Origin of the sequence: Porphyrobacter sp. CACIAM 03H1, from assembly GCF_002215495.1 — a bacterium.
GTDB lineage: Bacteria > Pseudomonadota > Alphaproteobacteria > Sphingomonadales > Sphingomonadaceae > Erythrobacter.
Genome location: NZ_CP021378.1, coordinates 3,152,296 through 3,178,458 on the forward strand (window position 1 = coordinate 3,152,296; position 26,163 = coordinate 3,178,458).

General features: G+C 67.7%; 24 protein-coding genes. 16 read left to right on the plus strand and 8 right to left on the minus strand.

Annotation, left to right across the window (positions count from 1 at the left end):
- Positions 1–30: 30 nt before the first annotated feature.
- Both pufL and pufM read left to right on the plus strand, forming a co-directional pair.
- Positions 31–855: a photosynthetic reaction center subunit L gene (gene pufL / locus CBR61_RS14940; protein WP_088915092.1), complete on the plus strand. Its 825-nt coding sequence runs from the start codon at positions 31–33 to the stop codon at positions 853–855.
- Positions 856–869: 14 nt separating this feature from the next.
- Positions 870–1,844, plus strand: a complete 975-nt coding sequence (gene pufM, locus CBR61_RS14945) for a photosynthetic reaction center subunit M (protein WP_088915093.1) — start codon at positions 870–872, stop codon at positions 1,842–1,844.
- A gap of 117 nt (positions 1,845–1,961) precedes the next feature.
- Here the strand turns inward: pufM and CBR61_RS14950 are convergent, their stop codons facing one another.
- The 7 genes from CBR61_RS14950 to CBR61_RS14980 form a co-directional block, all read right to left on the minus strand.
- Positions 1,962–2,246 (minus strand): hypothetical protein, encoded by a 285-nt coding sequence (locus CBR61_RS14950; protein ID WP_172835978.1) that lies wholly within the window; start codon positions 2,244–2,246, stop codon positions 1,962–1,964.
- Positions 2,247–2,262: 16 nt separating this feature from the next.
- The gene (locus tag CBR61_RS14955; protein WP_088915094.1) at positions 2,263–2,745 is read right to left on the minus strand and encodes a TspO/MBR family protein; all 483 of its coding nucleotides are present in this window, start codon (positions 2,743–2,745) and stop codon (positions 2,263–2,265) included.
- A 55-nt stretch (positions 2,746–2,800) separates the two neighbouring features.
- Positions 2,801–3,994 (minus strand): geranylgeranyl diphosphate reductase, encoded by a 1,194-nt coding sequence (locus CBR61_RS14960; protein WP_088915095.1) that lies wholly within the window; start codon positions 3,992–3,994, stop codon positions 2,801–2,803.
- Positions 3,991–5,349, minus strand: a complete 1,359-nt coding sequence (locus tag CBR61_RS14965) for a BCD family MFS transporter (RefSeq protein WP_088915096.1) — start codon at positions 5,347–5,349, stop codon at positions 3,991–3,993. Before CBR61_RS14965 ends, CBR61_RS14960 begins: the two co-directional genes overlap by 4 nt.
- Complete coding sequence (gene chlG, locus CBR61_RS14970) at positions 5,349–6,275, minus strand: chlorophyll synthase ChlG (protein ID WP_233996755.1); 927 nt, start codon at positions 6,273–6,275, stop codon at positions 5,349–5,351. Before chlG ends, CBR61_RS14965 begins: the two co-directional genes overlap by 1 nt.
- A 307-nt stretch (positions 6,276–6,582) precedes the next feature.
- Positions 6,583–8,004, minus strand: a complete 1,422-nt coding sequence (gene ppsR / locus CBR61_RS14975; RefSeq protein ID WP_088915097.1) for a transcriptional regulator PpsR — start codon at positions 8,002–8,004, stop codon at positions 6,583–6,585.
- 14 nt (positions 8,005–8,018) lie between these two features.
- Positions 8,019–8,912, minus strand: coding sequence for a cobalamin B12-binding domain-containing protein (locus CBR61_RS14980; protein WP_233996756.1), 894 nt, complete (start codon positions 8,910–8,912; stop codon positions 8,019–8,021).
- A gap of 254 nt (positions 8,913–9,166) precedes the next feature.
- Between CBR61_RS14980 and bchF the strand changes: the two genes are divergently transcribed.
- From bchF to hemA, 14 genes are all read left to right on the plus strand, one after another.
- On the plus strand, positions 9,167–9,706 hold the full coding sequence (bchF, locus tag CBR61_RS14985) for a 2-vinyl bacteriochlorophyllide hydratase (protein ID WP_088915099.1): 540 nt from the start codon (positions 9,167–9,169) through the stop codon (positions 9,704–9,706).
- The gene (locus CBR61_RS14990; RefSeq protein ID WP_088915100.1) at positions 9,703–11,007 is read left to right on the plus strand and encodes a ferredoxin:protochlorophyllide reductase (ATP-dependent) subunit N; all 1,305 of its coding nucleotides are present in this window, start codon (positions 9,703–9,705) and stop codon (positions 11,005–11,007) included. The genes bchF and CBR61_RS14990 overlap by 4 nt, the downstream gene beginning before the upstream one ends.
- 3 nt (positions 11,008–11,010) lie before the next feature.
- Positions 11,011–12,585, plus strand: coding sequence for a ferredoxin:protochlorophyllide reductase (ATP-dependent) subunit B (gene bchB, locus CBR61_RS14995; protein ID WP_088915101.1), 1,575 nt, complete (start codon positions 11,011–11,013; stop codon positions 12,583–12,585).
- Complete coding sequence (locus tag CBR61_RS15000; RefSeq protein WP_088915102.1) at positions 12,575–16,219, plus strand: magnesium chelatase subunit H; 3,645 nt, start codon at positions 12,575–12,577, stop codon at positions 16,217–16,219. Before bchB ends, CBR61_RS15000 begins: the two co-directional genes overlap by 11 nt.
- 19 nt (positions 16,220–16,238) lie before the next feature.
- Positions 16,239–17,135 carry a ferredoxin:protochlorophyllide reductase (ATP-dependent) iron-sulfur ATP-binding protein gene (gene bchL / locus CBR61_RS15005; protein ID WP_088915103.1) on the plus strand — a complete coding sequence of 299 codons (897 nt, stop codon included), beginning with the start codon at positions 16,239–16,241 and terminating at the stop codon, positions 17,133–17,135.
- Complete coding sequence (bchM, locus tag CBR61_RS15010; RefSeq protein WP_088915104.1) at positions 17,135–17,839, plus strand: magnesium protoporphyrin IX methyltransferase; 705 nt, start codon at positions 17,135–17,137, stop codon at positions 17,837–17,839. The genes bchL and bchM overlap by 1 nt, the downstream gene beginning before the upstream one ends.
- The gene (locus tag CBR61_RS15015) at positions 17,836–19,275 is read left to right on the plus strand and encodes a BCD family MFS transporter (protein WP_088915105.1); all 1,440 of its coding nucleotides are present in this window, start codon (positions 17,836–17,838) and stop codon (positions 19,273–19,275) included. The genes bchM and CBR61_RS15015 overlap by 4 nt, the downstream gene beginning before the upstream one ends.
- A 73-nt stretch (positions 19,276–19,348) precedes the next feature.
- Positions 19,349–20,158: a photosynthetic reaction center subunit H gene (gene puhA / locus CBR61_RS15020; RefSeq protein ID WP_088915106.1), complete on the plus strand. Its 810-nt coding sequence runs from the start codon at positions 19,349–19,351 to the stop codon at positions 20,156–20,158.
- Positions 20,149–20,925, plus strand: coding sequence for a photosynthetic complex putative assembly protein PuhB (gene puhB / locus CBR61_RS15025; RefSeq protein ID WP_088915107.1), 777 nt, complete (start codon positions 20,149–20,151; stop codon positions 20,923–20,925). The genes puhA and puhB overlap by 10 nt, the downstream gene beginning before the upstream one ends.
- Entirely contained in the window at positions 20,922–21,413 is a 492-nt protein-coding gene (gene puhC, locus CBR61_RS15030) for a photosynthetic complex assembly protein PuhC (RefSeq protein ID WP_088915108.1), read from the plus strand. The genes puhB and puhC overlap by 4 nt, the downstream gene beginning before the upstream one ends.
- Positions 21,413–21,715 carry a hypothetical protein gene (locus CBR61_RS15035; RefSeq protein WP_088915109.1) on the plus strand — a complete coding sequence of 101 codons (303 nt, stop codon included), beginning with the start codon at positions 21,413–21,415 and terminating at the stop codon, positions 21,713–21,715. The genes puhC and CBR61_RS15035 overlap by 1 nt, the downstream gene beginning before the upstream one ends.
- Positions 21,712–22,773, plus strand: a complete 1,062-nt coding sequence (gene acsF, locus CBR61_RS15040; protein ID WP_088915110.1) for a magnesium-protoporphyrin IX monomethyl ester (oxidative) cyclase — start codon at positions 21,712–21,714, stop codon at positions 22,771–22,773. Before CBR61_RS15035 ends, acsF begins: the two co-directional genes overlap by 4 nt.
- Positions 22,767–23,561 carry a putative photosynthetic complex assembly protein PuhE gene (gene puhE / locus CBR61_RS15045; protein ID WP_088915111.1) on the plus strand — a complete coding sequence of 265 codons (795 nt, stop codon included), beginning with the start codon at positions 22,767–22,769 and terminating at the stop codon, positions 23,559–23,561. Before acsF ends, puhE begins: the two co-directional genes overlap by 7 nt.
- 32 nt (positions 23,562–23,593) lie before the next feature.
- The gene (gene hemA / locus CBR61_RS15050) at positions 23,594–24,814 is read left to right on the plus strand and encodes a 5-aminolevulinate synthase (protein WP_088915112.1); all 1,221 of its coding nucleotides are present in this window, start codon (positions 23,594–23,596) and stop codon (positions 24,812–24,814) included.
- Between the two features lie 371 nt (positions 24,815–25,185).
- Here the strand turns inward: hemA and CBR61_RS15055 are convergent.
- Positions 25,186–26,163 (minus strand): transposase (locus CBR61_RS15055; RefSeq protein ID WP_088915113.1); only part of this gene is annotated, 978 nt, incomplete at its 5' end.

The window sequence follows — 26,163 nt, forward strand, 5'->3', positions numbered from 1 at the left end:
ACCCGCCCCAGTGGCGGGGAGGATGGACCTATGGCGCTCCTTAGTTTCGAGCGGAAATACCGCGTCCGCGGTGGCACATTGATCGGCGGCGACCTTTTCGACTTCTGGGTCGGGCCGTTTTATGTCGGATTCTTTGGAGTGACGACGGCAATCAGCGCCCTTCTGGGCACCATGCTGATCTTTGCCGCAGCCACACAAGGTCCGACCCTCAACCCCTGGCTCATTTCGATCAACCCGCCGCCGATCGAATACGGCCTCAGCCTCGCTCCGCTCCAGGAGGGCGGATACTGGCAGATCATCACCTGCTGCGCGGTCATCGCGTTCAGCTCGTGGGTGCTCAGGCAGGCGGAAATCTCCCGCAAGCTCGGCATGAGCTACCACGTGCCGATCGCCTTCAGCGTGGCGGTGTTCGCCTATGTCTCGCTCAACGTCATCCGTCCGCTGTGGATGGGCGCGTGGGGCAACGGCTTCCCCTACGGGATCTGGACCCACCTCGAGTGGGTCTCGAACGTCGGCTACGCCTTCGGCAACTTCCACTACAACCCCGTGCACATGCTCGCGATCACGTTCTTCTTCACGAACTGTCTCGCGCTCGCGCTGCACGGCGGCCTGGTGCTGTCGGCGGTCAATCCGAGCGGGGGCACCGACGTCAAGTCGCCCGAATACGAAGACACCTACTTCCGTGACTTCATCGGCTATTCGGTCGGCACGCTCGGCATCCACCGGGTGGGGCTCTTCCTGGCGCTCAACGCCGGGTTCTGGAGCGCCATCTGCATCGTCATCTCCGGCACTCTGTATGTCGGCAGCTGGATCGAATTCTGGGATTTCTGGACGAAGATCCCGATCTGGTCGTAAGGAGCACCTGAACCATGGCGACTTATCAGAACATCTTCACGCAGGTGCAGGTCAAGGGGCCACCCGAAATGGGTATCCCGCTTGCGCCCGAGGAAGACATCCGCATCCCGGCCACGGGCTACTCCTACTGGTTCGGCAAGATCGGCCAGGCGCAGTGGGGGCCGATCTATCTCGGCTGGACCGGTACGCTCAGCCTCGTCTGCGGCACGCTGGCGATCCTGATCATCGGCTTCAACTTCTGGGCGCAGGTGAACTGGAGCCCGCAAGGCTTCATGCGCGAGTTCTTCTGGCTCTCGCTCAACCCCCCGGGGCCCGAATACGGCTTCAGCCCGTTCGTGCCGCTGAAGGAAGGCGGCTGGTGGATCCTCGCCGGCTTCTTCCTGACGGTCTCGATCCTGCTGTGGTGGGTGCGCACCTACCGCCGCGCCAAGGCGCTGGGCATGGGGATGCACATCCCCTGGGCCTTCGCCTCGGCGATCTGGCTCTACCTGGTGCTGGGCTTCATCCGCCCGATGCTGCTGGGCCAGTGGTCGGAAGCCGTGCCCTTCGGCATCTTCGAGCACCTCAACTGGACCAACAACTTCTCGCTGGTCTACGGGAACCTGTTCTACAATCCGTTCCACGCGCTCTCGATCGTCTTCCTCTACGGGTCGGCGGTGCTGTTCGCGATGCACGGGGCGACGATCCTGGCCCTCGGCCGCTACGGCGGCGAGCGCGAGATCGAGCAGATCACCGACCGCGGGACGGCCGCCGAACGCGGCGCGCTGTTCTGGCGCTGGGTGATGGGGTTCAACGCGACCTTCGAATCCATCCACCGCTGGGCCTGGTGGTTCGCGGTGCTGACCACCCTCACGGGCGGCATCGGCATCCTGCTCACCGGCACCGTGGTCGACAACTGGTACCTGTGGGCCCAGGAACACTACTATGCTCCGGACACGATCCACTACGATCCGACCGGTGCGGCGCAGGCTTCGGCCGGCCAGAAGTGAGGGACGGGGCCGAAAGGCCCCTCCCCCGCCCCCATAAGGCAGGAACATGGACCCGGTCCGGCACAGCGCCGGGCCGGGTTTTTCCTTGCCTGTGATGGGAAGCGAAAGGAGGCGCGGTCAGGGCGGCGGCGGTGCCGAGCCCAGCCGGGCGCGCAGATCGAGGAGGTGGAGCGGCAGCGAGGCGCCGAGCGGCAGCGCGATCCACCACCATGCCGCCCCCGTCATCGCCGCGCGCAGGCCCAGCACGATCAGCGCGGCAGGCCCCAGCAGCCCGAGCACCGCGCTCCACCGCCAGCCGCGCGCGGCGCGCAGCCAGACCGCCTCGGCCGCGAGCACGGCAAGGATCACGTCGGCCGCATGGCCGCCTTCGAACAGCAATTCGACGAGGCCCTGGCCTGCCATGCGCGCCGCGCCTGCCTCAGCCGAAGGGCGCGTTGAGCTCGACCACCGCGCGGTTGAGCGCGGCGGCGAAGGTCACCCATGCCAGATAGGGCACCAGCAGCACCGCCGCCTTCTTAGAGAAGCGCCCGCAATAGAGGATCATCGCGAGGATCGAGAGCCACAGCAGGACGACCTCGTAGAACGCCCAGTCGGGACGCTGGAAGCGGAAGAACAGGATCGACCAGCTGATGTTGAGAAAGCCGTTCAATGCGAACAGGCCGATCACCCATTCCGCCGCCGCCGTGTTCGGCGCCGCGCGCCAGGCGGTGATCCCGGCGACGGTGATCAGCGCGTAGATCACCGTCCAGCCCATCGGGAAGACCACGTCCGGCGGGTTCCACGCGGGCTTGGCGAGCGCCTGGTACCACGGCCCGAGATCGGTGACGGTCGCGCCCAGCGCCGCCACGCACAGCGCGGCGACCGTGGCGACGGTCACCGGAATGATCATCATCCGGTTCATGAACCAGAGCCTAGGTCGCGCCGTCCTCACCTGCAATCCCTCGCGCGCTCTCGCCTCAGGTGGCGGGCCTCAGGCCGAGCAGGTGCGCGGTGTCCTTGAGAAAGATCTTGATGTGCGCCAGCGGCTTTGCGCGCACCAGCTTCTTGTGCATGTAGGCCTGCCAGGTCAGCTCCTGCACGTCCTTGTCGTCGCACATGGTGACAAAGCGCTCGCGGCGCTTGTCGGACGAATACCAGAAATACTGCATCACCCCGAGCACCCAGAACACCTTGCCGTGCTCCTTCATGAAGGCCTTGCGGGCCGAGCGCAGGTGCTTCGCCTCGCCGGTCCTGAGGAAGGCGGCGCTGGCCTCGGCCACCATCCGGCCGCCGACCATGGCGTAGTAGATCCCTTCGCCCGAGGCCGGCGCGACGATCCCTGCGGCATCGCCCGCGACGATCACATCGGCGCCGTTGTCCCAGCGCTTCAGCGGCTTCAGCGGGATCGGCGCGCCTTCGCGGCGCACCGTCTCGCAGCGGTCGAGCCCGAGATCGTCGCGCATCGTGGCGATCGCGCCGCGCAGGGAAAAGCCCTTGTTGGCGCTGCCCACCCCGATGCTCGCGGTCTCGCCATGGGGGAAGACCCAGGCGTAGAAATCGGGCGAGAGGCGGCCCTGGTAGAAGACATCGCAGCGCGAGGCGTCGAACTGGTCGGTGTTCTTGGGCGGCGACTTGATGATCTCGTGATAGGCGAAGACGCAAGGCACGCGCTCCGCCCCCGGAAGGCACTGCTTGGCGACCGCCGATCGCGCCCCGTCGGCGCCGATCACCACGCGGGCGCGCACGCTCTCGAGCGGGCCGCCCCGTGTGCGGCGGAAGGTGACGATGGGGTGGGCCTTGTCGTCGCGCTCGATCTTCTCGAAGGTCGCGGTGAGGCGCTCGGCACCGGAATGGCGGGCCCGCTCGCGCAGCCATTCGTCGAATTCCTCGCGGTCGACCATGCCGACATAGCCGATCTCGCCCACCGGCATGTCGACCGCGCGGCCCGAGGGGGCGATCATCCGGGCCGAGCGCGCCTTGGCGACCAGCAGCGACTGGGGAATGTCGAAATCGGCGAGCAGCCGCGGCGGCACCGCGCCGCCGCAGGGCTTGATCCGCCCCCCGCGCTCGATCAGCAGCACCGAATGGCCCGCCAGCGCAAGGTCGGTCGCGGCGGTGGAACCCGAGGGCCCGCCGCCGATCACCACGGCATCGTAGATCGTCTGGTTCATGCGTAGACCCCTTCCCTTTGTTCCGTGCGTGCCTCGCGCAAGGCTGCGCCCCCCGTCGCCCTGACCGCCAGCAGCGCCGCGAGCACGAAGGCGGCCGCCTCGATGGCGAAGACCAGCTGGAAGGCCGGCCCGTCGGCGCCCAGCGCGTGACGGGCATAGTCCACGCCCCCCGCCCCGAGCAGGTTCCCGAGCCCGAAGGCGATCGCCTGGCTCGCGCCCCACACGCCCATGCGCACGCCCTCGCGGGTAGTCTCGCCGGCACCGGCCAGCCCCATCATCGCGCCGATGGCGGCAACCGCGAAGACGCCGTTGCCGAAGCCGAGCACGAAGACATTGATCCCGAGCGGCCAGGGCGGCCCGCTCACCGCCGCAACTCCCAGCGCCGCGAGCCCCGCGGCCGAGAGGACGCAACCGCCGATCACCCAGGCGCGCAGGCCATCGGGCCGCTTGCCGGTGAAGGCGCTGCCGCCCACGCCGGTCAGGATCATGCCGGCGAGGATGCCGCCCTGATGCTGCCCGCCCAGCTGGGTCGATTCTCCCGGCGAGAGGCCGAAGATCAGCCCCGCGAAGGGCTCGAGGATCAGGTCCTGCATCGAGAAGGCGATCATCGAGACGAAGATGAACACCGTGAAGCGCCGCGCCGCAGGCTCGTGCCAGATTTCGGAGAGTGCCGCGCGGAAATCGGGCACCTCGCCCTCGCGCGCGGCATGGCCGAAGCGGCCCGCCTGTCGCTCGAGCCGCCATGTCGCCAGCACCGTCAGCGCCACCATCGCCAGCGCCAGCCCGCCCGCCACCAGCAGCAGCCGGTCGAAACTGAAGGGCTTGAGGAGCTGGCCCACGGTGATCGCCGAGGCGACGATCCCTGCGACCATCATCGTCCAGGTCACCGCCGCGGCGGCCGCGCGCCGTTCGGGCGCGACCCCGCTCGCGAGCAGCGCCAGCGCCGAGGTTCCGCCCGCGCCCACGCCTGCGCCGATCAGCGCATAGGCGAAGACCGCCAGCGCGAAGGCCGCGCCGAAGGACTCCCGCATCATCAGCGTCGCCTGCGTCGCCAGCACCACCCCCGCCGCCAGCACGGCAAGCCCGCCGACGATCCAGACGGTGCGATTATTCCCCTTGTCCGAGGCATGACCCCACAGGGGGCGGCCCAGCTGCACCGCATAATGCCACGCCACCAGCCCGGCGGGGATCGTCGCCAGCAGCTTCAGCTCCACCACCATCACCCGGTTGAGCACGGTCGAGGCGAGCATCACCAGCGCGCCGATCGCAGCCTGCACCAGCCCGATACGGATGATCGCCAGCCAGCCGAAGCCCTTCTCGGTATTGATTTCGGGCGAGGCCAGCGGGGCGTGCATCAGATCTGCCCCCCGAGGCCGAGCGCCGCCGCCAGCATCCCCAGCACGTAGAGCGTCACGCCTACCCCGTTGTACCACGGCGCATACTTCGCCGGATCGCGCAGCAGGCGCGGCATGGCGGCGATCTGCGCGGCGAGCACGCCGGTCACCACCACGGCGGAGATCGTGTAGCCCCACGCCGCCAGCAGCGCGATCACCACCACCTGCGCGGCGGCCATCGTCACGCAGGCGAGCCGCGCCGCCGCGCTCACGCCCAGCACCACCGGCAGAGAGGTGAGGCCGGTCTGGCGGTCGCCCTCGACCGCCTTGAAGTCGTTGAGGACCATGATGCCGTGCGCACCCAGCGAATAGAGCACCAGCACTGCGATCACTTCCGCCGAGGGCATCGCGCCCAGCATCACGGTGGCGCCGGTGAACCACGAGAGGCCCTCGTAGGTCAGCCCGCACACCAGCGGGCCGAGCCAGCCGTTCGCCTTGAAGCGCAGCGGCGGGGCGGAATAGGCCCAGGCGAAGGCGAGGCCGACCAGCGAGGCGACGAAGACGATGGGGCCGAGCAGCCAGCCGACGCTCGCCGAGACGAGGCTGGCGATGATGGCGATATAAAGCCCCCAGCGGCCCGGAATGCGGCCCGAGGGGATCGGGCGGTGCGGTTCGTTAATGGCATCGACATGGCGGTCGAACCAGTCGTTCACGGCCTGCGAGGTGCCGCACACCAGCGGCCCTGCCAGCACCACGCCGCCCGCGACGAACCACCAGCGCCCCTCCAGCCCCGCGCCCGAGGACACGGCCCCGCACATGAAGGCCCACATCGGCGGGAACCAGGTGATCGGCTTGAGGAGTTCGAGCACATCGCGCGGTCGCGGGGCGCCTCCGGGACGCCGGGCCGGGTTGGGCACGGTGCGAGTCGAGGGTACCGAGTGCTCCATATCGCGAGGCTATGCCTGACAGGCATAAGCGTCAACTTATTTGGACACTACATTTCCGCCAAACCCCGATTTTCGCATTCAGATTCGTAAACGCGCAGAAATCATGTCACATCGGGACAAGCAGGCCGTGTTGACAGTCGAAATACAAAGGATTGCGCGGGGTCCATCGCCCGAGTCCCGGCAGGTGCCTGCATGGGAAGTCCGCCATGCCTTTGCCATGGGCCGCGCATACCGCTGTCGTCGGCGCGTCTTTGCGCTGTCGTGCGGTGGTCTTCGCGGTTGGGAACGGCCCCTAGGCCCGCACGCCCTACTCGCCGTCGCCAGCGAGATTACCGAGGCCGTAGCGGTGGAGCTTGGAATAGAGGCTCTGGCGCGAAAGGCCGAGGATCTCGGCGGCCGAGGCGCGGTTGTCCGAGGTGTAGCTCAGCGCCGCCTCGATGCAGAGCCGCTCGATCAGGTCGGTGCTCTCGCGCACGATGTCCTTGAGGCTCATGCGGCCGACAAGGTCGGTGAGCTGCTCGACCGAGCGCGGCAGATCCTGCGCACCGGGCGGCAGGTCGCGGAGGCGGCGACCGATCGGGCGGATCACGAAGGCATAGTAGCCATCCTCGCCCGAGGTGCGGACCGCCGACAATTCAATCGGTTCGCCGTCGACATCATGGCCGACCCGCAGCACCGTGGCGACATTGCGCGCCGCGCCATGCTGGTCGATCTGGCCTTCGATCAGGTCGAGATCGATGCCCGGCCGGCCGATGGATTCCGACAGGTGCCGGCCGCGCAGCTGGTCGACGCTGGCGGCCTGGAGCATCTCGACGAAGGCGGCATTGGCGGTGACGATCTCGAGGTTGCTGTCGGCGACGACGAAGGCGTCGGGCATCTGGTCGACGAGCGCCAGAACGGGGGAGAATTCGCCTGTGGCCCGGTCGCTCGCGGGCACCAGCCGGACCAGCAGGAACTGCCCGCGATCCTGGGTGAAGCCGTTGACCGAGGCCATCACCTCGCGCGATCCGCGAGCGATGCGAATGCGCCCCGGGCTGACCGTGTCCGACACCAGCGCGGCGCCGACCAGCGCCTGCACCGCATCGTGCGAGTTCTTGTCGATGAAGGTCAGCAGCTTCTTGCCCGGCAGCCCCGCGGGACGGGCGCCCATCAGCGCGTGAGCGGCCGGATTGGCCTCGCGGATACGGAGCGTACCGGCCTCGACGATCAGCACCGGCTCGGTCGACCGCTCGAACAGCATCCGGTAGCGTGCCTCGAGCTGGCGCATCCGCAGATAGTCGCGTTCGAGCGACTGCTGGACCTGCAGCAGGCGCTGCTGGAGCTTGCCCGCCTCGCGCAGGTCACGACCGAAGGCGATGCGGTGCTCGCCGCGATTGACGCTGAGCACGGCATAGCGGATCGGCACGTCGCCGTCGCGCGAGGGGTGGTTGACCTGCCGCCAGTGCTGCACCTCACCGCGCCGGGCAGCGGCGAGCATCTCCATGATTTTCGGACGGGATTCGTCGGTGACGGTCTCAATCCAGTTGGTCCCGACCATGTTGGCGAAGCCCGGGAACTCGCGCGGGTCGAAGGCCGCATCGAGGATCGTGCCGGTGTCGTCGAGCACGAGGGTGACGTCGCCCGCCACCATCGCCAGCTTCATCGCCGCATCGGCATCGAGCGTGTTGAACAGCTCCGCCGCCTTCCCGAAAGGGTGCTTGCCTTCGATCGAGTGCTTGCGGGTGAGCATGGCCGTTCTCGAACCTACCGGAGGTTCAGATCACGGGCAGCAGCAGTATTCACCAGCGCGTTCGCGAGTTCGAGCGCGGCGAGCGCGTCCGCGCCCGTGCCGTCTGCCCCCACTTCCATCGCCATTCCGGGATTCTCGTTGATCATTCGTCCGCCGACCAGCACGATGATGTGAGGATTGGCGGACACGTTGCGTACCGCCTTGATGAGATTGCTCAGCGCGGCGCTAGGACAATCGCGGGCAAGCGTCAATCCTACGAGGTCGAAGGGCTGGTGGGCCAGCCGGTCGAGCAGCTCGCGCCGTTCGGGCTTGACCAGCGCCTCGCTGCGCCAGCCGCCGCGGGCGAAGACCTCCTCGATCATCAGCGTGCCGAAATTGTGGTGATCGCCCGGCATCGGCGAGAACAGCGCGCAACGGGGCGTGGCAAGGCCCGCCAGATCGACCGGCGCCCGCGCAGCGACCTCGCGCATGACTTCCTGCAGACGCCACAAACCCATTGTCACGTCGAGAAAATCGCACTCGTCGTTGTCCCACAGCTCGCCGAGACGGCGGGCAGCGGGGGCGAGCAGATCGAGGCAGATGGTCTCGACGCTGGCGCCCTTGGCGATGAAGGCGTCGACCTCCTCCAGAAGGGCCGCGGCCTCGAGCCGCAGCGGCAGGACGGCAAAGCGCGAAGCCTCGTCAGGGGTGATGGTGCGCAGCAGACGGGACCGCTTGCGGTTCTCCCCGGAAGAATGCGCCATCAGCAGGCGCGGGATGATCTCGCTTTCGATGATGGTGTTGACCGAGTCGGGCTGGTCCGCAGCTGCGGAAGATCGTCGTCTGACCCGTTCCAGCGGTGCCGAAATCACACCCCGCAGCACCGCCGATCCTGCGCCGAACATCCCCGAAGCCTTGGACTCTCCCATTCGTCAGACCCTCCCCAGGTCGTGCGGACGAACCTTCCGCAGGAGGTAGTGACCGTCCCCTAGGAAACGGCCTTGGCTCTGATCCCGAAAAGCCAGCGACTCCTACCTACGCCTTTTTCGCTTGGCACGCAAACGGCCTTACCCATGTTGGATCAGTCGTCAACAAAACTGAACGTCCAATTCAATTGACACTTAAGTTGGAAAGCGTAATGATCCGAGTCTGAGAGAAAAGGCTGACGCGACAAATGACTCGGATGGATCAGGCATCCCCGGTCGAACCCGGAACCACGGTGAAGGGGGCGGGCCACGAAAGGGGCAATTCCCGCGTACTTTACACCGCGGAAGAGCGGGCACGGCGGGACGCTTCGGTCTGGACGGTCGTGCAGGGCGTGCTCGCCCCGGTGCAGTTTCTCGTCTTCCTCGTCAGCCTCGGCCTCGTGATCCGCACGCTTGCGACAGGCGAAGGCGCCTTTGCCGCCGACGTCTCGATCGTGATCAAGACGCTGGTGCTCTACACCATCATGATCACCGGCTCGATCTGGGAGAAGGTCGTGTTCGGGAAGTGGCTCTTCGCCGAGTCGTTCTTCTGGGAAGACGTCTTCTCGATGCTCGTGCTGGCGCTGCACACGCTCTACCTCGTCATGCTGCTCGGCGGACTGGGGACGCTCGAACAGCGGATGCTGGTCGCGCTCGCGGGCTACGGCGCCTACGTCATCAACGCCGGACAGTTCCTGTGGAAGCTGCGCATGGCACGGCTGGAAGGCGCACCCGCGCGCCAGGCGGTGGCCGCATGAATGCGCTCGACCTCCTCGATGGCTGCGCGGCCGAGCAGGCCCGCCCCGCTGCCGACGCCCAGCGCCCGATCCTGCGCGAACGCGGCCAGCGCGAGGTCTTCTGCGGCCTCACCGGCATCATCTGGCTGCACCGCAAGATGCAGGACGCCTTCTTTCTCGTGGTCGGCTCGCGCACCTGCGCCCACCTGCTCCAGAGCGCGGCCGGGGTGATGATCTTCGCCGAACCGCGCTTTGCCACCGCGATCATGGAAGAGCGCGACCTTGCCGGCATGGTCGATGCCCAGGACGAGCTCGACCGGGTGGTGAACCGCCTGCTCGAACGCCGGCCGGACATCAGGACGCTGTTCCTCGTCGGCTCGTGCCCCTCGGAAGTGATCAAGCTCGATCTCGCCAAGGCCGCCCAGCGCCTCGGCGCGGTGCACATGCCGCGGGTGCGGATCCTCAACTATTCGGGCAGCGGGATCGAGACGACCTTCACCCAGGGCGAAGATGCCTGCCTCGCTGCGCTGGTGCCGGTGATGCGGGCCCTCCCCGCCGACGCGCCGAAAGAGCTGCTGATCGTCGGCTCGCTTCCCGACATCGTGGAAGACCAGTTTCTGCGCCTCTTCGCCGATCTCGGCATCGCCAGCGTCGGCGTGCTGCCCGCGCGCAATGCCCGCGATCTTCCCGCAGTGGGCCCGAACACCCGCTACATCCTTGCCCAGCCCTTCCTCGGCGACACCGCGATGGCGCTCGAGGGTCGCGGGGCGAAGCGGATCGAAGCGCTGTTTCCCTTCGGTGTCGAGGGCACCTCCGACTGGCTGCGCGCCGCTGCCCGTGAATTCGGTGTCGATCCCGCGCTGACCGAACAGGTCATCGCTCCGGGCCGCGAACGCGCGCGCATCGCCCTGTCGAAACTGCGCCCCCAGCTCGAGGGCAAGCGCATCACCTTCCTGCCCGACTCGCAGCTGGAAGTGCCGCTCGCGCGCTTCCTGCAGAACGAACTCGGCATGGAGCTGGTCGAGGTCGGCACGCCGTACCTTCACCGCGCCCACCTCGCACGCGAGCTGGAAAGCTTCGGCGCGCAGGTGCGCCTGTCCGAAGGCCAGCATGTCGAGCGCCAGCTCGACCGCGTGCGCGCTGACCGCCCGGACATCACCGTCTGCGGCCTAGGCCTCGCCAACCCGCTCGAGATGGAGGGGCTCACGACAAAGTGGGCGATCGAACTCGTCTTCTCGCCGATCCACGGCTTCGATCAGGCCGCCGATCTCGCCGAACTCTTCGCCCGGCCGCTACGGCGCCGTGATCTGCTGGAGGTCTAGACCATGCAGCTCGCCGTCTGGACCTATGAAGGACCGCCCCACGTGGGAGCCATGCGGGTCGCGACGGCGATGGAGAAGCTGCACTACGTCCTCCACGCGCCCCAGGGCGATACCTATGCGGACCTGCTGTTCACGATGATCGAGCGGCGCGGCAAGCGCCCGCCGGTCACCTACACCACCTTCGAGGCGCGCGATCTCGGCAAGGACACCGCGCAGATTTTCCAGGATGCCGCGCGCGAGGCGGTGACGCGGTTCAACCCGCAGGCGATTATCGTCGGCGCGTCCTGCACCGCCGAGCTGATCCAGGACGATCCGGCCGGCCTTGCCGAAGCGATGGGCCTGCCCTGCCCCGCGATCCCGCTCGAGCTCCCCAGCTACCAGCGCAAGGAGAACTGGGGCGCGGCCGAAACCTTCTACCAGATCGTGCGCACCCTCGCCGACAGGTCGGTGACGCGCGAACCCCGTGAGGGCCGCCCCGCGCGCGCCAACATTCTGGGCCCGACGGCGCTCGGCTTCCGCCACCGCGACGATCTGGTCGAGATCCGCAAGATCCTTGTCCAGCTGGGGGTCGAGGTGAACCTCGTCGCCCCGCTGGGCGCCACCCCGGAGGACATCAGGAACATCGGCGCCGCCGACTTCAACATCGTCCTCTACCCCGAAATCGCAGATGAGGCCGCCCGCTGGCTCGAGCGCACTTTCGCTCAACCCTGTGTGCGGACCGTCCCTATCGGCGTGGGAGCAACCCGCTCCTTCATCGCCGACGTCGCCGAGCTGGCAGGTGCAGATCCCACGCCTGCCCTCGGCGACACCTCTTCCCGGATGCCCTGGTGGTCCCGGTCGGTCGATTCGACCTACCTGACCGGCAAGCGCGTCTTCATCTTCGGCGACGCCACCCACGCCGTCGCCGCCGCCCGCATAGCGCGCGAGGAACTGGGCTTCGAGGTCTGCGGCCTCGGCTGCTACGCCCGCGAATTCGCCCGCGACGTGCGCGCCGAGGCGGCGCGGTGCGGGGTCGAGGCGCTGATCACCGACGATCACCTCGCGGTCGAGGATGCGATCGCGGCGGCTGCGCCCGAACTGGTGCTCGGCACGCAGATGGAGCGCCACATCGCCAAGCGCCTTGGCATCCCCTGCGCCGTGATCAGCGCGCCGGTGCACGTGCAGGATTTCCCCGCGCGCCACTCGCCCCAGATGGGGTTCGAGGGCGCCAACGTGATCTTCGACACCTGGGTGCACCCGCTGGTGATGGGGCTGGAGGAGCACCTGCTCACCATGTTCCGCGAGGACTTCGAATTCTCGGACGAGGCAGGCGCATCGCACCACGCGGCGCACAGCCCGCGCAGGGCGCCGGTGGCCGACGCGGTCTCCGAAGCCCCGGTCGAGGATATCCCCGCCCCCGCCATGGCCGAGGAAGTCGGCACGCTCTGGACCGCCGAGGCCGAGCGGGAACTGAAGAAGATCCCCTTCTTCGTGCGCGGCAAGGCCCGTCGCAACACCGAGAACTTCGCGGCCGCCGAGGGGCGCCGCCAGATCGATCTCGAAACGCTCTACGACGCCAAGGCGCATTATGCACGGTAGTGTCGCCTCGGCCTCCTCGGTGGACCCGCGCGCGCCCGTCCGGGTGGTGATCGTCACGCTCGACAATCACCTCAAGGGCGCGGTCGACCGGGCCGAGGAGGCGCTGGCGAAGGAAGGCATCGACCTTTCGCTCCACGCGGCCAGCGAATGGGGCAGCAACGCCGAGGATCTCGAAGCGGTCAAGGCCGCCATCGCCTCGGCCGACATCGTGATCGCGACGATGCTGTTCCTCGACGATCACATCCGCATGATCCTCCCCAGCCTCGAGGCGCGGCGCGAGGATTGCGACGCGATGGTCTGCCTGATGAGCGCGGGCGAGGTGGTGCGGCTCACCAAGATGGGCGGCTACCGCATGGATGCGCCGGCCAAGGGGCCGCTGGCGCTGCTCAAGAAGCTGCGCGGCTCTTCGGGCAAGGACGGCAAGCCCAATTCGGGCGCGGGGCAGATGAAGATGCTGCGCCGCCTGCCCAAGATCCTGCGCTTCATTCCCGGCACCGCGCAGGACGTGCGAGCCTATTTCCTGACGCTGCAATACTGGCTCGCGGGCTCGGACGAGAACGTGGTGGCGATGGTCCGCGCGCTGATCGACCGCTATGCCGCGGGCGAGCGGCTCTATCGTCGCGGCATCACCAAGGCCGATGCGCCGCTCGAATATCCCGAAACCGGCGTCTATCACCCCGCCACCCAGCAGCGCATCTCCGAAAGCCTGCGCCTGCTGCCCGCGACCCCAGGCCGCGAGGGCACGGTCGGGCTGATCCTGCTGCGCTCCTACCTCCTGGGCCGCGACTGCGCGCATTACGACGGCGCGATTGCCGCCTTCGAGGCCGCCGGGCTGAAGGTCATCCCGGTCTTCGCCAGCGGGCTCGACGCGCGTCCGGCAATCGAACAGTACTTCATCGGCCCCGACGGCAAGCCGACGGTCGACGCCGTCGTCAACCTCACCGGCTTCTCGCTGGTCGGCGGCCCGGCCTATTCCGATGCGCCTGCCGCGCGCGAGGTGCTGGGCCATCTCGATCTGCCCTATCTCGCCGCCCATGCCATCGAGTTCCAGTCGATCGAGGACTGGGCGCACCGTCCGCAGGGCCTGCTCCCGCTCGAGGCGACCATGATGGTCGCCCTGCCCGAGCTTGACGGCTCGACTGTCCCGCACGTGTTCGGCGGACGCGCGGGGCAGTCGGGCGAAGGCTGCTCGGGCTGCGATCGCCGCTGCGCCCGCCCCGCCTCGCACAAGGCGCGCCCCATGCAGGCCTGCCCCGAGCGGGCCGAGGCGCTGGCCGCCAAGACGCTGAAGCTGATCCGGCTGCGCCGTGCCGAGCGCGCCGCGCGCAAGCTCGCCATCGTCGTCTTCAACTTCCCGCCCAATTCCGGAGCGACCGGCACGGCGGCCTTCATGGCGGTGCACGAGAGCCTCTACGCAACCCTCCAGCGCCTCGAGGCCGAGGGCTACAGCGTCGAAGTGCCCGAAAGCCTCGATGCGATGCGCACCGCGCTGCTCGAAGGCAACCGCGAACGCTTCGGCACCGACGCCAATGTCGCCCACCGCATCCCCGCAGACGATCACGTCCGGCGCGAGCCGCACCTCGCCGAGATCGAGGCCGCGTGGGGCCCGGCGCCGGGCAAGCAATTGTCGGACGGCGGCCATATCCTCATCCAGGGCGCGCAGTTCGGCAACGTGTTCGTCGGCGTGCAGCCCGGCTTCGGGTACGAGGGCGATCCGATGCGCCTGCTGTTCGAGGGCGGCTTCGCCCCGACCCACGCCTTCAGCGCCTTCTACCGCTGGATCCGCGAGGATTTCGGCGCCCACGCGATCCTCCATTTCGGCACCCACGGGGCGCTCGAATTCATGCCGGGCAAGCAGGCGGGGATGTCGGGCAAGTGCTGGCCGGACCGCCTGATCGGCGACACGCCCAATTTCTACCTCTACGCCGCCAACAACCCCTCGGAAGGGATGCTGGCCAAGCGCCGCTCGGGCGCGACGCTGATCAGCTACCTCACCCCGCCGCTGGCGCAGGCCGGGCTCTACAAGGGCCTGTCCGAACTGAAGGCCAGCGTCGAACGCTGGCGCGCGACCATCGACGATGCCGACCACGCCGAGGAACGCGCCGATCTCGCCGCGCTGATCGCCGACCAGTGCGAGGCGCTCGACATCGCCTATGCCGACATCGGCGAACTGCCCGCCCGTCTCTACGAGATGGAGCAGGCGCTGATCCCGCATGGCCTGCACGTCTTCGGCCGCAACCCGCAAGGGGCGGAAGCCGAGGACATGCTCGATGCGATGATGGAGGCAGGCAGCCACGACGGTGCCACACCGGACCGGGCGCGCCTTGCCGCACTGCTCGCTTCCTCGGACGAGATGGGATCGCTGATCCATGCGCTCGACGGCGGCTATGTCGCGCCGGCTCCGGGCGGCGATGTGGTGGTGAACCCGGATGTGCTCCCCACCGGGCGCAACATCCACGGCTTCGACCCCTTCCTGCTGCCCTCGGCCTTCGCCTGCCGCATGGGCAGCGAACAGGCCGAACGCCTGATCGCGCGCCATGTCGAGAGCGGCCAGCCCTTCCCCGAAAGCATCGCGATGGTGCTGTGGGGCACGGACAACATGAAGTCCGAAGGCGTCCAGATTGCCCAGGCCATGACGCTGATGGGCGCGCGCCCGCGTCGCGACACCTACGGGCGTCTCGCCGGCGCGGAGCTGATTCCGCTAGCCGAACTCGGCCGTCCGCGGATCGACGTGGTGATGACCCTGTCCGGCATCTTCCGGGACCTCCTGCCGATGCAGACACGGATGCTCGCCGAAGCCGCGCTGCTCGCCAGCGCGGCCGAGGACGAGGGGCCGGAGGCGAACTTCATCCGCAAGCACACGCTCGCGCAGATGGACAAGCACGGCTGCGATCTCGAAACCGCGGCTCTGCGGGTCTTCTCCAATGCCGAAGGTGCCTACGGCGCCAACGTCAACCAGATGATCGAGGGCGGCGTCTGGGCCGATCCCGATGAGCTGGCCAATGCCTTCGAGGTCAACAAGGGCTTTGCCTACGGTGTCTCGGGCAAGCCGGTGCAACAGCGCGAATTGCTGCAAAGCGCGCTCGGCACGGTCGATTTCACCTACCAGAACCTCGAGAGCATCGAACTCGGGATCAACGATGTCGACCAGTATGTCGATGGCCTCGGCGGCGTGACCCGTTCGGTCGCCCGGGCCAAGGGGACGGAGACTCCGGTCTACATCCTCGATGCGACCCGCGGCAGCACGAAGGTGCGCACGCTCGCCGAACAGATTGACCTCGAAGCGCGCACCCGCACGCTCAACCCCAAGTGGTTCGAGGGCCTGCTCGAACATGGTTACGAGGGCGTTCGCCAGATCGAGGGGCACGTGACCAGCACCCTCGGCTGGTCGGCGACCACCGGACAGGTCGCGCCCTGGGTCTACCAGAAGATTTCCGAGACCTTCGTGCTCGATGCCGAAATGCGCCGCCGTTTGTCCGAGCTCAACCCCAAGAGCGCGGGTCGTGTGGCAGGACGGCTGCTCGAAGCCTGCGACCGCAACCTGTGGGCACCCGACGAAGCGACGCTCGCCGCCCTGCGCGAAGCCAATGACGAGCTGGAGGACCGCCTCGAGGGCGTGTTCCCCGCCGAATGACCTGAGGGATGAGGACCAAATGAACCTGCACAACCCCCGCTCGACCTTCTCGCCGCCCGACGGCGAAGGCTCCGTCCAGGTCGCACTGGATCCCGCCGACAAGATCAAGGGCGCCAAGGTCTTCGCGGTCTACGGCAAGGGCGGGATCGGCAAGTCGACCACCTCCTCGAACCTCTCGGCCGCCTTCTCGAAGCTCGGCCACCGCGTGCTCCAGATCGGCTGCGATCCCAAGCACGACAGCACCTTCACCCTCACCAAGAAGCTGATGCCGACGGTGATCGACGTGCTCGAGACGGTCGAGTTCCACTCGGAAGAACTGCGGCCCGAGGACTACATGTTCGAAGGCTACAACGGCGTGATGTGCGTCGAGGCGGGCGGGCCGCCGGCGGGCACAGGCTGCGGCGGCTACGTGGTCGGACAGACGGTCAAGCTGCTGAAGCAGCACCATCTGCTCGAAGAGACCGACGTCGTGATCTTCGACGTGCTGGGCGATGTGGTGTGCGGCGGCTTCGCCGCGCCCTTGCAGCACGCCGAGCGCGCGATCGTGGTGGCGGCGAACGATTTCGACTCGATCTTCGCCATGAACCGCATCGTCGCGGCGATCGGGGCGAAGTCCAAGAACTACGACGTGCGCCTCGCCGGCGTGGTCGCCAACCGCAGCCGCGAGACCGACGAGATCGACCGCTTCTGCGACAAGATCGGCATGCAGCGCCTCGCGCATTTCCGCGATGTCGACGCGATCCGCCGTAGCCGCCTCAAGAAGTGCACCTTGTTCGAGATGGGCGACGATCCGGAAGTGATCGCCGCGCAGAACGAATACCTGCGCCTCGCCCAGCTTCTCTGGGACGGTGTCGAGCCGTCGGCGGCCCAGCCGATGAAGGACCGCGACATCTTCGACTTCCTGGGGTTCGAGTGATGGCGACGCGGCTCCCCACCGATTACGATACCCGCCGCGAGGCGCTGGCGACCTATTTCGACAGCACCGCGCGCCAGGCGTGGATCGATCTCACCTCGGACGCCAAGGTCTCCGGCATCCGCGCCACCGTACGCGCCGGGCGCGATGCCATGCGGGCGACCCTGCTCGACTGGCTCCCGGCAGACCTCAGGCGCACCCGCATCCTCGATGCCGGCTGCGGCACCGGATCGCTGGCGGTGGCGGCCGCCTGCCGGGGCGCGGAAGTGACGGGGATCGACGTGGCGGCGGGCCTCGTCGAGGTGGCGCGCCAGCGCACGCCCTCCTTCATCGGCCACGGGCGCATCCACTGGAAGAGCGGCGACATGCTCGATCCCGACCTCGGCAGCTTCGCCCATGTCGTGGCGATGGATTCGCTGATCCACTACCAGCCCGAGGACCTCGTGGATGCGCTCGCGCGGCTGGCGCAGCGCACCACCGGGAGCATCCTGTTCACCTTCGCGCCGCGCACCACGCTGCTCGCCGCGATGCACAACATCGGCAAGGTCTTCCCCAAGTCCGACCGCAGCCCGGCGATCGTGCCGGTCGGCGAGGGCGAACTGCGCGAGCGCCTCGCTCGGCTCAATGGATGGAGCATCGGCCGCACCCAGCGCATCAGCAGCGGGTTCTACACCTCGCAGGCGCTCGAACTGGTGAGGCACGGATGAACCGCCCCGCGCGCCCGAAACAGCCGCACTGGACGGAACTGGTGTTCCGCCTGCTGCCGTTTGCGGACGCGGCCAGCGCCGACCTGCCCCTGCCGCGCCTGCTGCGTCTCGCGCTGTTCCAGGTGAGCGTGGGGATGGCGATGGTGCTGCTCAACGGCACTCTCAACCGCGTGATGGTGGTCGAGCTCGGCACGCCGACCTGGCTGGTCGCGCTGCTGATCGCCGTGCCCCTGTTTGCCGCGCCGTTCCGGGCGCTGGTCGGCCACAAGTCCGACACCCACCGCTCGGTGCTCGGCTGGCGGCGGGTGCCCTATATCTGGTTCGGCACGATGCTGCAGTTCGGCGGGCTGGCGATCATGCCCTTCGCGCTGCTGCTGCTGGACGTGGAGGGCCGCTTCGAGCTGGGCCTAGTCGCCGGGGCTGCCGCCTTCCTGCTGACGGGCACGGGCTTTCACGTGACCCAGACCGCCGGCCTCGCGCTGGCGACCGACCTTGCACCCGAAGACAAGCGCCCGCGCGCCGTGGCGCTGCTCTACGTGATGCTCTTGGTCGGCATGATGTTCTCCGCCTTCGTGATCGGCGGCATCCTCGCCGACTATTCGGCGACCAAGCTGGTGCAGGTGATCCAGGGCTGCGCGCTGCTGACGATGGTGCTCAACCTCACGGCGCTGTGGAAGCAGGAGGCGCGCAACCCCGCCGCCACCGCGCCCGACCGCGAGACGCCGAGCTTCGGGCAGATCTGGCAGGCCTTCGTGAGCGACGGACGCAACGCGCGGCTGCTGACCGCGATCGGCATCGGGGCTGCGGGCTTTGCGATGCAGGACGCGCTGCTCGAACCCTATGGCGGCGAGATTCTCGGCCTGTCGGTCGGGGCGACCACGGGTCTGACCGGCGCCTGGGCGCTGGGTTCGCTGTGCGGCTTCATGCTGTCGGGCCGGGCGCTGGCGCGCGGATGGGATCCGCTGCGACTGGCCGGTGCGGGCCTCGTGATCGGGATCAACGCCTTCCTGCTGGTGCTCTTCGCCGGCCCCTTCGCGGCGCCGCTGATGCTCTATGCGGGCGCGCTGGGGATCGGGGTCGGGCTCGGCCTGTTCTCGGTCGGCACGCTGATGGAGGCGATGAGCCTCGCGCGCGGCGAGACCGCGGGCCTTGCGCTCGGTGCCTGGGGCGCGGTGCAGGCCACCTGTGCCGGGCTCGGCATCGCCGTCGGCGGCCTGCTGCGCGACGGGGTGGCTCTCCTGCTCCAGAGCGATGCGCCCACGGCCAGCATGGCGATGCGCGCCACCGGCTATGGCACTGTCTACATTCTCGAGATCGCGCTGCTGCTGATCGGCCTTGCCGCCATCGGCCCGCTGGTGGGTCACCAGCGCCGCGCCAACCCCGATGCCGAAGACCCGTCCGCCCAGCCATTCGGGCTGATGGAGTTCCCGACATGATTGCCCGTGTCCGCCTGTCCCGTCTCTTCCCCGGCTCCGCCTCAGCCGGCCTGTTTCACGAGAGGAATGTGAAATGAACGCTGCCTATATCGTCGGCACCTTCGATGTTGCCGAACTCGCCTTCCTGCTGTTCTTCGGCTTCTTCATCGCGCTGATTTTCTACCTCAACAAGGAAAGCCGCCGCGAAGGCTATCCGCTCGAGGACGAGGTCACCGGCGCGGTCGAGCCCGACACCCGCCTGTTCGACGGCGCGAAGAAGAGCTTCCCGCTCCCCAACGGCCGCGGCACCTACGTGCCCGAGGACGTCGCCCGCGACGATGTGAACGTCCCCGCGGTGCAGGCCTTCCGGGCCGGCGGCGCACCGTGGGTCCCGACCGGCGATCCGATGGTCGACGGCATGGGCCCGGCCGCCTTCGCCAACCGCTCGAAGTATCCCGATCTCACCTTCGACGGCCGCCCGCGCATCGTGCCGATCGCCCAGAGCCACGAACTGGTGGTCGCCCCCAATGATCCGCAACTGATCGGCTGGGATGTCGTCGCCGCCGATGGCGTCAATGTGGGCAAGGTCAGCGACATCTGGGTCGACCAGGCCGAACACCTGATCCGCTATCTCGAGATCGAGACCACCAGCGGAAAGAAGGTGATGGCGCCGATGATGGTCGCGGTGGTCCACGGCAACAGCCTGCTGGCCAAGATCCTGCCGACCACCAGCGACGAACGCGAATATGTCGAGATCGACGCGATCACCGCCGCCCAGTTCGACAACGTGCCCGCGCTCGAGACCGCGGGGATCATCACCCGCTACGAGGAAGACCGCATCCAGGCCTACTTCGGCGGCGGCTACATGTATGCGACACCGGAAAGGTCGGAAGCATGGATCTGAACCTGCCTGCGGCGGAGACGGATCAGGCGGCAGCGGCGGAAACGCCGCTGCCGGCCGGGCTCGATCACGCTGCGCTCGAGAATGACGGCCCCAAGGCCTTCGGGGACCGGATGGGCACCCCCGCGCCGGACGAGACCGTGCTCTGGAAGGGCCGTCCGCAGCTCGCGCTGCTGGCCCGCACCGCCTTCCATACCCGCAAGGCCGGGCTCTACATGGCCGCACTGGCCGGGATCGCGCTGGCGACCGGCAACACCGATGCCGCGATCGTCGCCGCAGTGCTCGGGGCGGTACTGGTGGCGCTGCTCTACGTCCTTGCATGGGCGAGCGCGCGCAGCACGCTCTACATCCTCACCGACACGCGCCTGATCATGCGCATCGGCATGGCGATCGAGACGCGCATCAACATTCCCCTGAAGCAGGTCACCGCCGCCCATCTCGCGCCGCGCGGCAAGGACGGCCACGGCGACATCGCCTTCGAGCTTTCGGGCGAGCGCCTGCTCGGCACGCTGCTGCTGTGGCCGCACGTGCGCCCCTGGCACTACGCCATGCCGCAGCCGATGCTGCGCGCCGTGCCCGATGCGGCCGGCGTCGCGCAGATGATCGCCGAGGCCCGCGCGCGCTTCGGCGCGATCGAGCGGAATTTGAGCGAGATCAAGGAAGCTGGCCCGTCCAGCGTCCAACACGGCCATCAGCCCGCGGCCGCATCCGGTCGTCTCGCACCGGTCCTGCACCGCGGCGAGCAGGGTCTGGAGGGAGCACCCGCATGATTGTCCGCGAGTACGAGAAGGACGAGATCACGGTCCACAAGGTGCCCCTCTTCCTGATGGGCGGCATCATCGCGATCTCGCTCGCGCTGACGGCCTCGGTGACGATGGGCTTCTTTCCCAAGCAGTCGGTGCCTTCAGAGGCGCGCGCTGCGGCCGGGATCGAGGCGGCTCAGGAACGCACGCTGAGGTTCTTCGACGAGGAAGATGGCACCGTCCGGATCGAGGACGGCGCCACGGGCGAAGTGCTCGCCCGCCACGGCGTCGGCCAGGGCGGCTTCATCCGCGCGACGGTGCGCAGCCTCGTCCACCAGCGCCGCATCCGCGGGCACGGGGCCGAGGTGCCCTTCACCCTCACCCGGTGGGAGAATGGCGGGCTGACGCTGGCCGATCCCGTCACCGGCCGCTCGGTCGAGGTGAGCTCCTTCGGGCCTGACAACCGCGCGGTCTATGCGAACCTGCTGCCCGCCGCGCCCGAGGGGACCCGCTGATGGCCCTCGCCTTCCTCGCCGCGACCAGCTTCGAGACGCCCTGCACCGTCACGGTCGAGCAGAGCTCGGAGCATTTTCACGCCCATGTCGAACTCGCCGAGGACATCGCCATCGAGCCGGGCGACAAGGTGCGCGTCCACGGTGCCCCGATCCAGATCCCGTTCGGCACCCGCCAGGTCTTCGAACGCCGCGCCACCGTCACCCGCGCCAGCCCGCTGATGCGCGCCCTCACCCGGCTCGCCGCCTATTTCGACCTCAGCGAACTCTACGAAGTCAGCTTCAACGCCGGGAGGATCAAATGAACGCCTACAAGCCGATGACCAGCGAGGAGGCGATGGCGCTGGCGACGCAGGACACGATGCTGACCCCGCGCTTCTACACCACCGATTTCGACGCGCTGGATGCTATCGACGTATCGCCCGTGCGCGCCGAATGGGACCAGCTGATCGCCGACATGGTGGGCGATCCCAACAAGCTTCACTTCAAGCACAACGACAGCTTCAAGGGCGTGATCGAGGGGCTGGAACCTTCACTCCGGCAGGAGTTCACCGATTTCCTCGTCAGCTCGATGACTAGCGAATTCTCCGGCTGCGTGCTCTATGCTGAGATCGCCCGGCGCACCAAGAACCCGGACGTCAAGCAGCTCTTCCGCCTGCTCGCCCGCGACGAGAGCCGCCATGCCGGCTTCATCAACGAGAGCCTGAAGGATGCCGGGATCGGCGTCGATCTCGGCTATCTGACGAAAACCAAGAAATACACCTACTTCAAGCCGAAGTTCATCTTCTACGCGGTCTATCTATCGGAGAAGATCGGCTACGCGCGCTACATCACGATCTTCCGGCATCTCGCCCGCAATCCGCAGCACAAGTTCCACCCGATTTTCGACTGGTTCGAGGAGTGGTGCAACGACGAGTTCCGTCACGGCGAGGCTTTCGCCATGCTGCTGCGCTCGGACCCCAAGCTGCTGGAAGGCGCCAACAAGCTGTGGGTGCGCTTCTTCCTGCTGTCGGTCTACGCGACGATGTATGTGCGCGATCACAACCGTCCGGTATTCCACGCCGCGCTCGGCGTCGATCCGACCGAGTACGACTACAAGGTCTTCGCGATCTGCAACCAGATCGCCCGTCAGGTCTTCCCGGTCGAGCTCGACATCGACAGCCCCGCCTTCCGCCGCCAGATGGAGAAGCTGCGCCTCGCCGCCGCGCGCATCGAGGACGGCAAGGCCAGGGGCGGCATCGGCGGCCTGCTGAGCCGCGCCTCGGGCACGCTCGGCGCGGGCCTTGCCTTTGCGCGGATGTATCTCATGGCGCCCAAGCCCAACACCCTGCCCCGCTCCATCCGGCTGCAACCCGCGTGGTGAGTTGGAGCGGCCATATTGTGCCGTTCATCGTGACGGTGGCGATCTGGTTCGTCGCGACCGGGCTGATTGCCTGGGCGGACAACCGCGAGCGCGCCACCTTCTCGACCAGCCTGATGGTTGGCAGCATCGCCGGGATCGCCGGACTGCTGGTAATCCTGCTCTCGTCGCTCTCCACGCAGGTCTGGGCCGTCTACCTGTCCTTCATCGGTGCGCTGATGGTTTGGGGCTGGCACGAGCTCTCGTTCCTCACCGGCGCCTCGGCCGGCCCGCGCCGCGGCCTTGCCGACCCGTCGCTGACCGGACTCGCGCGTTTTCGCCAGGCCGCAGCGACGGTGATGCACCATGAGGTCGCCCTCGCCGTCACCGCGCTGCTGCTCATCTCGCTCTCGTGGGACGTGCCCAACCAGATCGGCGCGACTGTCTTCGTGCTGATGTTCGCAATGCGGCTGATCTCCAAGATCAACCTCTTCGTGGGCGTGCCCAATGCCAGCTCCGAGATGCTGCCCGAGCAGCTGGTCTACCTAAAGTCCTATTTCGGCCCGAGCCGCATGACCCTACTGCTGGCCCTGTCGATCGCGGCGATCGCGGCGGCGAGCGGCTGGTTCGCCACGCTGGCGCTGGCCGCGCCGGTGGGTTCGGCGGAAATGGTCGGCGCGAGCCTGCTGACCACGCTCGCCCTCCTCGGCGTGCTCGAACACCTGTTTCTCGCCCTGCCCTTCCGCGACGGGATGCTGTGGGGCTGGGCCCTTCCGCAGCGCAGACCCGCTGCCCCGACGAACCGAGACTGACGACAATGACAAAGACAACAGAGGGAACCCCGATGGACTTCGAAGCCTTTTTCGCAGGCGAACTCGACGCGGTGCGCGAGGACGGCCGTTACCGGGTGTTCACCGATATCAAGCGCCACCGCGGCCGCTTCCCCCACGCCACCCGCTTCATCGCCGAGGAAACCCAGGCCGTGACCGTGTGGTGCTCGAACGACTATCTCGGCATGGGCCAGCACCCCGCGGTGCTCGAAGCGATGCACGAATGCCTCGACGAATGCGGCGCGGGCGCGGGCGGCACCCGCAACATCTCGGGCACCAACCACTACCACGTGCTGCTCGAGCAGGAGCTCGCCGACCTCCACGGCAAGGAAAGCGCGCTGCTGTTCACCTCGGGCTACGTCTCGAACTGGGCGGGCCTCGGCACGCTCGCGGGCAAGATCCCGGGCTGCGTCGTGTTCTCGGACGCGCTCAACCACGCCTCGATGATCGAGGGCATCCGCTACAGCCGGGCGCCCTACAAGATCTTCCGCCACAATGACGTGGAGCACCTCGACGAACTGCTGTCGATGTACGGCCCCGAAGTGCCCAAGCTTGTGGCCTTCGAAAGCGTCTACTCGATGGACGGCGACATCGCCCCCATCGCCGACATCCTCGACGTGTGCGAGAAGCACGGCGCGATGAGCTACATCGACGAGGTTCACGCCGTCGGCCTCTACGGCCCGCGCGGCGGCGGCATCGCCGAGCGCGAAGGGCTGATGGACCGCATCACCGTGATCGAAGGCACGCTCGGCAAGGCCTTCGGGGTGATGGGCGGCTACATCGCGGCCTCCGCCAACCTCGTCGACTTCGTGCGCTCCTTCGCCAGCGGCTTCATCTTCTCGACCGCCCTGCCGCCTGCCGTGGCGGCGGGCGCGGCGGCGAGCATCCGCCACCTCAAGACCTCGAGCGCCGAACGCGAGCTTCAGCAGAAGCGCGTCGCGCAGGTCCGCCGGGCGCTCGACATCATGGGCATCCCGCACCTCGACAACCCGAGCCACATCATCCCGGTGATGGTCGGCGACGCCAAGAAGTGCAAGATGATCAGCGACTGGCTGATGGACAACCACGGGATCTACGTCCAGCCGATCAACTACCCGACCGTGCCCGTGGGCACCGAGCGCCTGCGCGTCACGCCCTCGCCGGTGCATTCGGATGGCGACATCGACCGGCTGATCAAGGCGCTCTCCGAGATCTGGTCGCACTGCGAACTGGCGCGGATGGAACAGGCCGCCTGAACCTTCCCGACCGAGAAGAATACCGGCTCTCCCTTGGACGGGAGTGAGGGCGGACGCCATGGGGGTGGCGTCCGCCCTCTTTGCATTCCGGGCGCAGGCGGGCGGCGGGCGAAGTTTACAAAGTTGACACTGTGCGCGGCGTTTACCGTCCGAGTGGGTGTTCGCGCGTTCCTGCGCGGCAATGACAATGCGCAAGAGCCGCGCGAAGCTAGCCACATTCGTCGCAAGCAGGAAAGCGAGCCGAAGGTCCGCTTTCGGGGACGCGCCCGCGCCGGGCGAATGGCGGCAAGTGGGTGGATTGTGTTGAAAATCCCGGCGCTGAGATCGGCGCTTGCGCGAGCCTGATCGTGTCGCTGAGGCTTGTCCCCCGCTTATGCGGGGGCTGGTGTGGCTGGCATGGGGATCAGCTTGGCCATCTTGCGGAGGTTTTGGGCGGTGGCGGCGAGGAGGAACTCGTCGCTTGCGCCGTTTGGACCTCGCAGGCGCAGGCGATCCATTCTGAGGATGCGCTTGAGGTGCGCGAACAGCATTTCGACCTTCTTTCTCTGGCGGCGCGAGACCAGATAGGCATCGGTCTTGGCGATATCGCGAGCAAGCTCCCGGGCGCCCTCGTGGACTGAGCGCAGGATCTTGCGCGCTGGCTGGGTCGGGCAACAGCGCGGCTTGAGGGCGCAGGCGTCACAGTCGAGCTTGCTGGCGCGGTAGCGCAGCATGCCGTCTTCATCGACCGACTGACAGGCATTGCTATAGACCCGCTGGCTCTGGTGCAGTCGCTTGCCGGCAGGGCAGATATAGCTGTCGTCCTCGTGATCGAAGGTGAACGCGGAACGCTCGAAGGTATCGTCGCGCCGGGTGGAATGATCGACCACAGGGATGTGCGGCTCGATGCCGCGCTCCTCCACCAGCCAGGACAGGTTCTTCGCATCACCATAGCCGGCGTCGCCTACAAGCCGCTCAGGCCACAGACCAAAGCGCTCCTGCGTCCGGTCGATCATGCGGCGCTGGGCGGTCACCTCGGCCTGACGGATGGCGGTGGTCGCCTCGACATCAACGATCACCGCGTTCTGGAGATCGATAAGGTAGTTGGTGGCATAGGCGAAGAAGGCGCGCTCGCGGCTTGCCGCAGTCCAGCGCGCGGCCGGATCGGCCACCGCCAACTGCTTGGGCGGGACTGGGGTTGCTCCGCCGAAGGCGGCATCATCAAGCACGGCCATGTACTCGCGAACGGCATGGCTGGTGGCTGGATCGGGCAGTCCATCGGCCTTATCGACGGCATGCTGGCGGTTCACATCGGCGCGCACGAGGCTGCCATCGACCGCGAAGCCTTCGCCGCCGACCAGCCCCTCGGC

Excerpts from the sequence above, each read along its gene's own strand:
- pufL (WP_088915092.1), top strand. The coding sequence starts at position 31 with ATGGCGCTCCTTAGTTTCGAGCGGAAATACCGCGTCCGCGGTGGCACA.
- pufM (WP_088915093.1), top strand. The coding sequence starts at position 870 with ATGGCGACTTATCAGAACATCTTCACGCAGGTGCAGGTCAAGGGGCCA.
- CBR61_RS14950 (WP_172835978.1), bottom strand. The coding sequence starts at position 2,246 with ATGGCAGGCCAGGGCCTCGTCGAATTGCTGTTCGAAGGCGGCCATGCG.
- CBR61_RS14955 (WP_088915094.1), bottom strand. The coding sequence starts at position 2,745 with ATGAACCGGATGATGATCATTCCGGTGACCGTCGCCACGGTCGCCGCG.
- CBR61_RS14960 (WP_088915095.1), bottom strand. The coding sequence starts at position 3,994 with ATGAACCAGACGATCTACGATGCCGTGGTGATCGGCGGCGGGCCCTCG.
- CBR61_RS14965 (WP_088915096.1), bottom strand. The coding sequence starts at position 5,349 with ATGCACGCCCCGCTGGCCTCGCCCGAAATCAATACCGAGAAGGGCTTC.
- chlG (WP_233996755.1), bottom strand. The coding sequence starts at position 6,275 with ATGGAGCACTCGGTACCCTCGACTCGCACCGTGCCCAACCCGGCCCGG.
- ppsR (WP_088915097.1), bottom strand. The coding sequence starts at position 8,004 with ATGCTCACCCGCAAGCACTCGATCGAAGGCAAGCACCCTTTCGGGAAG.
- CBR61_RS14980 (WP_233996756.1), bottom strand. The coding sequence starts at position 8,912 with ATGGGAGAGTCCAAGGCTTCGGGGATGTTCGGCGCAGGATCGGCGGTG.
- bchF (WP_088915099.1), top strand. The coding sequence starts at position 9,167 with ATGGATCAGGCATCCCCGGTCGAACCCGGAACCACGGTGAAGGGGGCG.
- CBR61_RS14990 (WP_088915100.1), top strand. The coding sequence starts at position 9,703 with ATGAATGCGCTCGACCTCCTCGATGGCTGCGCGGCCGAGCAGGCCCGC.
- bchB (WP_088915101.1), top strand. The coding sequence starts at position 11,011 with ATGCAGCTCGCCGTCTGGACCTATGAAGGACCGCCCCACGTGGGAGCC.
- CBR61_RS15000 (WP_088915102.1), top strand. The coding sequence starts at position 12,575 with ATGCACGGTAGTGTCGCCTCGGCCTCCTCGGTGGACCCGCGCGCGCCC.
- bchL (WP_088915103.1), top strand. The coding sequence starts at position 16,239 with ATGAACCTGCACAACCCCCGCTCGACCTTCTCGCCGCCCGACGGCGAA.
- bchM (WP_088915104.1), top strand. The coding sequence starts at position 17,135 with ATGGCGACGCGGCTCCCCACCGATTACGATACCCGCCGCGAGGCGCTG.
- CBR61_RS15015 (WP_088915105.1), top strand. The coding sequence starts at position 17,836 with ATGAACCGCCCCGCGCGCCCGAAACAGCCGCACTGGACGGAACTGGTG.
- puhA (WP_088915106.1), top strand. The coding sequence starts at position 19,349 with ATGAACGCTGCCTATATCGTCGGCACCTTCGATGTTGCCGAACTCGCC.
- puhB (WP_088915107.1), top strand. The coding sequence starts at position 20,149 with ATGGATCTGAACCTGCCTGCGGCGGAGACGGATCAGGCGGCAGCGGCG.
- puhC (WP_088915108.1), top strand. The coding sequence starts at position 20,922 with ATGATTGTCCGCGAGTACGAGAAGGACGAGATCACGGTCCACAAGGTG.
- CBR61_RS15035 (WP_088915109.1), top strand. The coding sequence starts at position 21,413 with ATGGCCCTCGCCTTCCTCGCCGCGACCAGCTTCGAGACGCCCTGCACC.
- acsF (WP_088915110.1), top strand. The coding sequence starts at position 21,712 with ATGAACGCCTACAAGCCGATGACCAGCGAGGAGGCGATGGCGCTGGCG.
- hemA (WP_088915112.1), top strand. The coding sequence starts at position 23,594 with ATGGACTTCGAAGCCTTTTTCGCAGGCGAACTCGACGCGGTGCGCGAG.